This is a genomic window from Lysinibacillus sp. NPDC097287, from assembly GCF_044761695.1.
GTDB lineage: Bacteria > Bacillota > Bacilli > Bacillales_A > Planococcaceae > Lysinibacillus.
Map to the genome: position 1 here is coordinate 150498 of NZ_JBIWCX010000009.1, position 6124 is coordinate 156621.

Consider the following 6124-nt stretch of genomic DNA (forward strand, 5'->3'; position numbering starts at 1 on the left):
CCTCATCCCCAGTGAATTGTTATAGCTCCCCACACATAACCAATACCTGCTCCAACTAATGTCACAATATCCCCGTCCTGTATGCGCCCTTCTTCTAATGCAAGTTGAAGCGATAATATTTGATCGATTTGCCCAATATGACCATAGTTTCGTAAATAGATAGATTGCTCCTCCTTCAACCCCAACTCTGACAGGACATAATCATGCGCAGATTTCTTCATATGAAGCATAGCTAAGTAGTCCATATCTTTTTCACATAAACCACTTTTCGATAAGGAACTACGAATCACCTTTAGAAAATTGCTTAATGATTTTTGTTCAAGACGCTCCTTCATGCCTACCGGGTCAAGAACATCTAATTGATATAAATTATTTTCTAAAGTACTAGCTGTTAATGGTTTCTTTGTACCACCTACCGGCACAAGTACATCTTCTGAAAATGATCCATCGGTAATAATATCTGCCTCTAGCAATTGGTTTTTCTCATAGTTCTTTTGTAAAACTAATGCACCACCTCCAGCTGCCAAATTATACATGAAACGAGTTCTAGGATTTTGATAATCAATAAAATCCCCATTTCGATAGCCACCAGCAAGTAAAACTGTATGAATAGATTCATCAGATTCCATTAAACTTTTTGCTAATTTCAGAGCCATTATTGTCGTGCCACACCTTAATTGGACATCGAAGGCCCAAGCATTTACTGCACCAAGTTCTTCTTGCATTTTGATAGAAGCGGTCCAAAGTGGATATTCTTTATGTTCTTCTCCTATATACATCACAACATCGATTGATTTTGGTTCGATGTTAGCCTTTTTTAAAGCATCTTGTGCAGCCCAAATCCCCATCTGAACTGTATGATCTTCAGGACCGGGAATCGGCTTTTCGTAAATCCCCATTTTTTGACGAATGATTTCTTCTGGTATTTCAGATAGTACTGCAATTTCTTTTGATGTCATTTTCGTTTGTGGAATATAAATTCCTGTACTTACAATACCTACAGTCATTCAAATCGCTCCTTTTCTTGTGGAAGAGAAGTTGGAGCTTTCTTTCTTTCCTTTAATTTGAAACCCCATTTCACAAATAGCATTCGAATAGAGCCTATTATCCCTTTAGGGAAAAAGATTACCGCCAAAATATAGAGAATACCAAAGAAAATAATCCAGCGTTCAAAAATAGGATAATCTCTCGCTAACCCTGAAAGCGTGTGCTGTGCATACTCAATCACTGCCGCTCCAAGTAACGGACCGACTAATGTACCAACCCCACCGATGATCGTCATTAACAACGCATCTAAGGTAATATCCATTGTCATAACACTCGTATTAACAAAGCGCAGTGACAGTGAATATAAAGACCCTGCTAAACTTGCCACAACACCAGCTACTACTGAAGAAATCACTTTATAGTGCAACGTGTTATAACCTAATGATCTTGTTCGTTGTTCATTTTCTCGAACAGCAATTAATATCCTTCCCGTTGGAGAATTTACAAATCGATAAAGCGCTACAAAAATAAGGACTAAACATGTTAATACGAAGAAATAAAATGTCATTCGATCTTTAAAAATTTCAGGAGCTCTAAATGTAAAACCGTCATTTCCATAAGTTATTGAACGCCATTTCTCAGCAACCACTAAAAACAAGCCTGAAAATGATAAGGTAAGCATTGCAAAGAAGTGACTTTTCAAACGTAGTGTCAGTAACCCTACAAGGAAGCTAATAAACCCTGCAATAACCATACCGACTACAATTGATAATAAAAAGATAGCAATCGTAGTATCCACTTGCTTCAGCATAACGGCGGTTGTATAAGCCCCTATACCAAAAAACATTGCGTGACCAAAAGATACAATACCTGTATACCCCAGCAAAATGTCATAACTCATCGCTAAAATCCCAAATATGAAAATTTGCGTTAGCAAAATGATAAGCGTACGAGAATCATTAATGAACGGGAAAAGGATTAGGCACACGAGAATGAGAAAAAAACATAAATGCTGCCTAGAGAGCTTTTTCATCATGTTGATCTCTCCCTTCTTAGTGTAAATAAGCCTTGAGGACGGAAAATTAACACGATAGCCATTAAAATCATATTGACTGCAAGTGATAAAACGGGCACATAATACGCCATAAAACTACCCGCTAAACCTACTAATATTGCCGCTAAAAGAGAACCAGAAAAGCTGCCCATTCCGCCAATTACTACAACGATAAATCCTAAAATAGCGTATTCCATTCCCATCTCCGCATAGATGACCCCGGAATATGGAGCCATTAACATTCCACTTAGTGCAGCTAGTGCCGCTCCGACCATAAATACATAAAGAAAAACTCTTTTAATATGAATACCAAGTGCTTGAGCCATTTCTTTATCTTGTACACCAGCACGAACGATTAGCCCAATTTTCGTGCGCTTCAGCATATATTGGAAAATACCGAAGATAACAAAGCCTACTACAATGATAAATAATCGATATTTTATGATAATAACGTCGCCGATTTCCCAGCTCCCTGCTAAATAACTAGGTGTCTGCACTGGTACTCCATTTGGTCCAAACACAACTTTTATCATCTCTTGAAGAACGAGCATTAAACCTAACGTAATTAAAATTTGTTGAATATGATTGCCATAAACCGGTGTAATAATGAACTTCTCTGTGACAAGACCTAAAAATGCACCCGTCACAATAGCTCCCACAATGCCAATTACAAAGCTTTCTGTCGACATATAAGTAAAAATCCCAGCATATGCACCCCAGACAAATAAACCACCATGCGCAAAGTTTAAAACATCCATCAGCCCAAAAATCAGGGTTAGTCCCGCTGCTAGTAAAAAAATTAACATTCCTGTTGCTAAGCCGTTAATAATTAAATTCGCTAATAATTCCAATGCGCAACACCTCCTCTACCCGATTCCAAGATATCTTCGTTTTAACTCTTCATTATGGATAAGATCCTCCATTCTCCCTGCATGTACTGTCCGACCATCATCAATTAAGGTATACGTATCACCAATTCGGCTTGCCATGATGAAATTCTGTTCGACAAGAACAATGGACGTCTGTTTCTTCATCTCAACAATTGCCTCCATCACTTTCTCTACGACAATGGGTGCTAGCCCTTTAGAAGGCTCATCAATCAAGATCAATTTACTATCATTGATAAATGCTCGTGCCATGGATAACATTTGCTTTTGACCACCTGAAAGATGCCCGCCAGCTTTATGCCAAAATTTCTTTAAATCTGGAAAAAGCTCAAGTACATAATCTTGCCGTTCAAGTGCTGCCGTATCCTCCTTACGCATAGCTACTTTCATATTCTCCTCGACAGTTAAATCTGCAAAAATCCCTTGATTCTCTGGCACGTAGCCAACCCCTAATTTAGCAACTTTATGAGTGGGGATCTTCTTAATGGAGTGTGATTGAAATTCAACATCACCTTTAGAAGCGGGTGTTAATCCCATGATTGTTTTTAAAGTAGTTGTTTTTCCAGCGCCATTTCTACCGAGGAGTACGCTCACTTGCCCCTCCTTAGCTTCAAAATTCACCCCCTGCAAAATATGGTACTGGCCAATATGCGTATGAACGTCTTTTAAGTTAAGTAAGGTGCTCATCGTAAAGACCCCCTAGGTAAGCATTTTGTACGGTTTCATTTTGCATGATTTCGTCTGGCGTCCCGTCTGCAAGTAGCTGCCCATTAAATAACACCATGATGGAATCTGACAAATCTAAAATCATATCCATCTTGTGCTCAATGAGAAGTATTGTTTTGTCGCCATTATTCTTTATCGTACGTATTACTTCCAAAATTGCAGGTACCTCTTCTAAAGACATCCCTGCAGTCGGTTCATCGAGCAAAAGTATTTCAGTATCGAGCGCTAGCAGCATGGCAATCTCTAGTTTTCTTTTTTCACCATGAGATAGCATTGTGGTAATTGCATCTCTCTTGTTATCGAGTAATACTAGCTTTAATAATTCATCTGCTTTATCTGTAATCGCTTTATAGCTTTTATAATGACGAAATATTTGATACCGTACTTTTTCTTTTGATTGGACGGCTAATCGTACATTTTCTAAAACAGTCAAATTAGGAAAGACATTTGTAATTTGAAAAGAACGCCCTAACCCCATGCGAGTTCGTTCAATTGATGATTTTTGGGCAAGTGATTCTCCTTTAAAGTAAACGTCGCCGCTAGTTGGCTTTAATTCACCACTAATTAAATTAAAAAATGTTGTTTTCCCCGCGCCATTTGGTCCAATAATCGATTTCAATTGCTTCTCTGGCATTTTGAAATTCACTTTGTCTACAGCTATGTGCCCACCGAATCGAATTGTTAAATTTTTTGTTTGCAAAATAGGCTCCATCACAAATCCCCTCCCTCTATCTCTCTTCACGTGCTCTCAATTGAAAGTAGATGAAGAGAGACAGAACGTAATGATTATTCTGTCTCCTAATAATTGGTTTAGCCTAATTCATAACTGGTGGAGCCGTCTCTTCAGGACTTAGCTCACGAATAAGCACTGGCACTGGATAGTCTAAGCCTTCTTGTTTTTCTAAACGGATCGAATACATCGATTGTAAGGCTTGGTGGTCTTCTTCTCGGAAAGTCATTGTTCCTTTCGGTGTTTCGAATGACATGCCTTCCATGATGTCAATTAACTTTTTCGCATCTGCAACGCCTTCAGATTGTTTTAAAGCTTCTACAATTGAAATGGCAGAAGACATACCGCCTGGTGTAAATAAGTCAGGTACTTCATTAAAACGCTTTTGATGTTCATCCACTAACCACTTATTCACATCATTTTGTGGTAGTGTGTGATAGTAAACAGAGAAGCCTTCCATGCCCACTAATGGATTCATGAATTTCAATGCAATAATATCTGGAGCACCAGTAGAAATTTTAATGCCTTTTTCTTGAATTTTAAGATCTGCAATTTGATTCCACGGAGAGTTTGCACCCGCCCAAACTACAAATAGATAGTCTGGTTTAGCATCAATCACTTTTTGTAAATTTGAAGTGAAATCTGTTGCGGCTGGGTCTGCAAATTCCTCTAGTACAATTTCAGCACCAAGTTTTTCTGCTGCAGTTTTAAATGCTTCTACACCGTCCCAACCAAATGAGTAGTCAGGTGCAAATGTTGCAATTTTCACACCTTTTCCAGCAATCGCCGCTGCTGCAGCATACGCATCTTGTGATGAATTACGTCCTGTGCGGAAGATATACTCATTAAACTCGGAACCTGTAATACTGTCTGCCACCGCTGGTTCAACAACCATGATTTTTTCGTATTCTTCTGCTAAAGGCAGTACAGCTAGCGTATCTCCAGAGCTAGAAGAACCCACTAAAAAATCAACCTTATCATCTTCTAATAGTTTTGTAGCCTTTTGCACAGCTACCTCGGGCTTTGTTTCGGTATCTTCATAAATAATTTCAATTTTCTTGCCGTTGACCTCCATGCTGCCATCTGTTGCATACTCAATTCCTAAGTCAAAACCGCGTTGTGTTTGCTTGCCATAAGACTCGAGTGCACCCGTCAAAGAGGCAAGTACACCAATTTTAATTGTGCCCCCTTCATCAGTTGATTCTGTCCCTTTGTCATCATCAGCAGGTTTAGTATTATCTGCTGGTTTATCCCCGCTGCATGCCGCAACGACCAGAGTCAGTACAAGTAATAACAAAGCTAGCCAATATTTTTTCATTACAAAACCCCTTCCTTAATATGAGATGTTTCGTAAGCGCTTTCTTCGCTGTGCTTTAACTATATAAAAGGCAAGTTACAAATTAGTTACAAAAAGCAATTATGTCAATAAATTAATTATGAACGTTTGTCCAAAGAACCCGTTGATTTCCGTTACAGGTGGACGCTTTCCACTCCAATCAACTAGATATTTTTTAGAAAAGAGGTTTTTACTATTCAGGATAGTAAAGGGCGGTGGGGATATCTAATTTTGCTAATAAATAGTTGTAAGCGACAGATCTTCTTGATGAAATATAAAAGCACCATCTTTCTAGCAAATTCACGTTACGGGACTGACCTAATAACATGAGACAAATAAAAACACCTTTCATTGAATAACGGGTATTTAAACCTGAAATAATCAATGTGGAGGTGTTTTTCTAT

The 6124-nt window shown here is 38.5% G+C and carries 6 protein-coding genes; all 6 read right to left on the bottom strand.

Features of this window, described 5'->3' with window-relative positions; genetic code table 11:
- Window positions 1–2 precede the first annotated feature (2 nt).
- The 6 genes from ACIQ2D_RS14270 to ACIQ2D_RS14295 all read right to left on the bottom strand — a co-directional run bounded on the left by ACIQ2D_RS14270 (window position 3) and on the right by ACIQ2D_RS14295 (window position 5702).
- Window positions 3–1007, bottom strand: coding sequence for a 3-oxoacyl-ACP synthase (locus tag ACIQ2D_RS14270; protein WP_402865096.1), 1005 nt, complete (start codon window positions 1005–1007; stop codon window positions 3–5).
- Complete coding sequence (locus tag ACIQ2D_RS14275) at window positions 1004–2023, bottom strand: branched-chain amino acid ABC transporter permease (protein WP_402865098.1); 1020 nt, start codon at window positions 2021–2023, stop codon at window positions 1004–1006. The genes ACIQ2D_RS14270 and ACIQ2D_RS14275 overlap by 4 nt, the downstream gene beginning before the upstream one ends.
- Window positions 2020–2892, bottom strand: coding sequence for a branched-chain amino acid ABC transporter permease (locus ACIQ2D_RS14280; protein ID WP_402865100.1), 873 nt, complete (start codon window positions 2890–2892; stop codon window positions 2020–2022). The genes ACIQ2D_RS14275 and ACIQ2D_RS14280 overlap by 4 nt, the downstream gene beginning before the upstream one ends.
- A gap of 15 nt (window positions 2893–2907) precedes the next feature.
- Complete coding sequence (locus tag ACIQ2D_RS14285; protein ID WP_402865102.1) at window positions 2908–3615, bottom strand: ABC transporter ATP-binding protein; 708 nt, start codon at window positions 3613–3615, stop codon at window positions 2908–2910.
- A complete protein-coding gene (locus tag ACIQ2D_RS14290; protein WP_402865104.1) occupies window positions 3599–4366 on the bottom strand; it encodes an ABC transporter ATP-binding protein in 768 nt (255 codons plus the stop codon). The genes ACIQ2D_RS14285 and ACIQ2D_RS14290 overlap by 17 nt, the downstream gene beginning before the upstream one ends.
- Window positions 4367–4469: 103 nt before the next feature.
- A complete protein-coding gene (locus tag ACIQ2D_RS14295; protein ID WP_402865106.1) occupies window positions 4470–5702 on the bottom strand; it encodes a substrate-binding domain-containing protein in 1233 nt (410 codons plus the stop codon).
- Window positions 5703–6124: the final 422 nt, after the last annotated feature.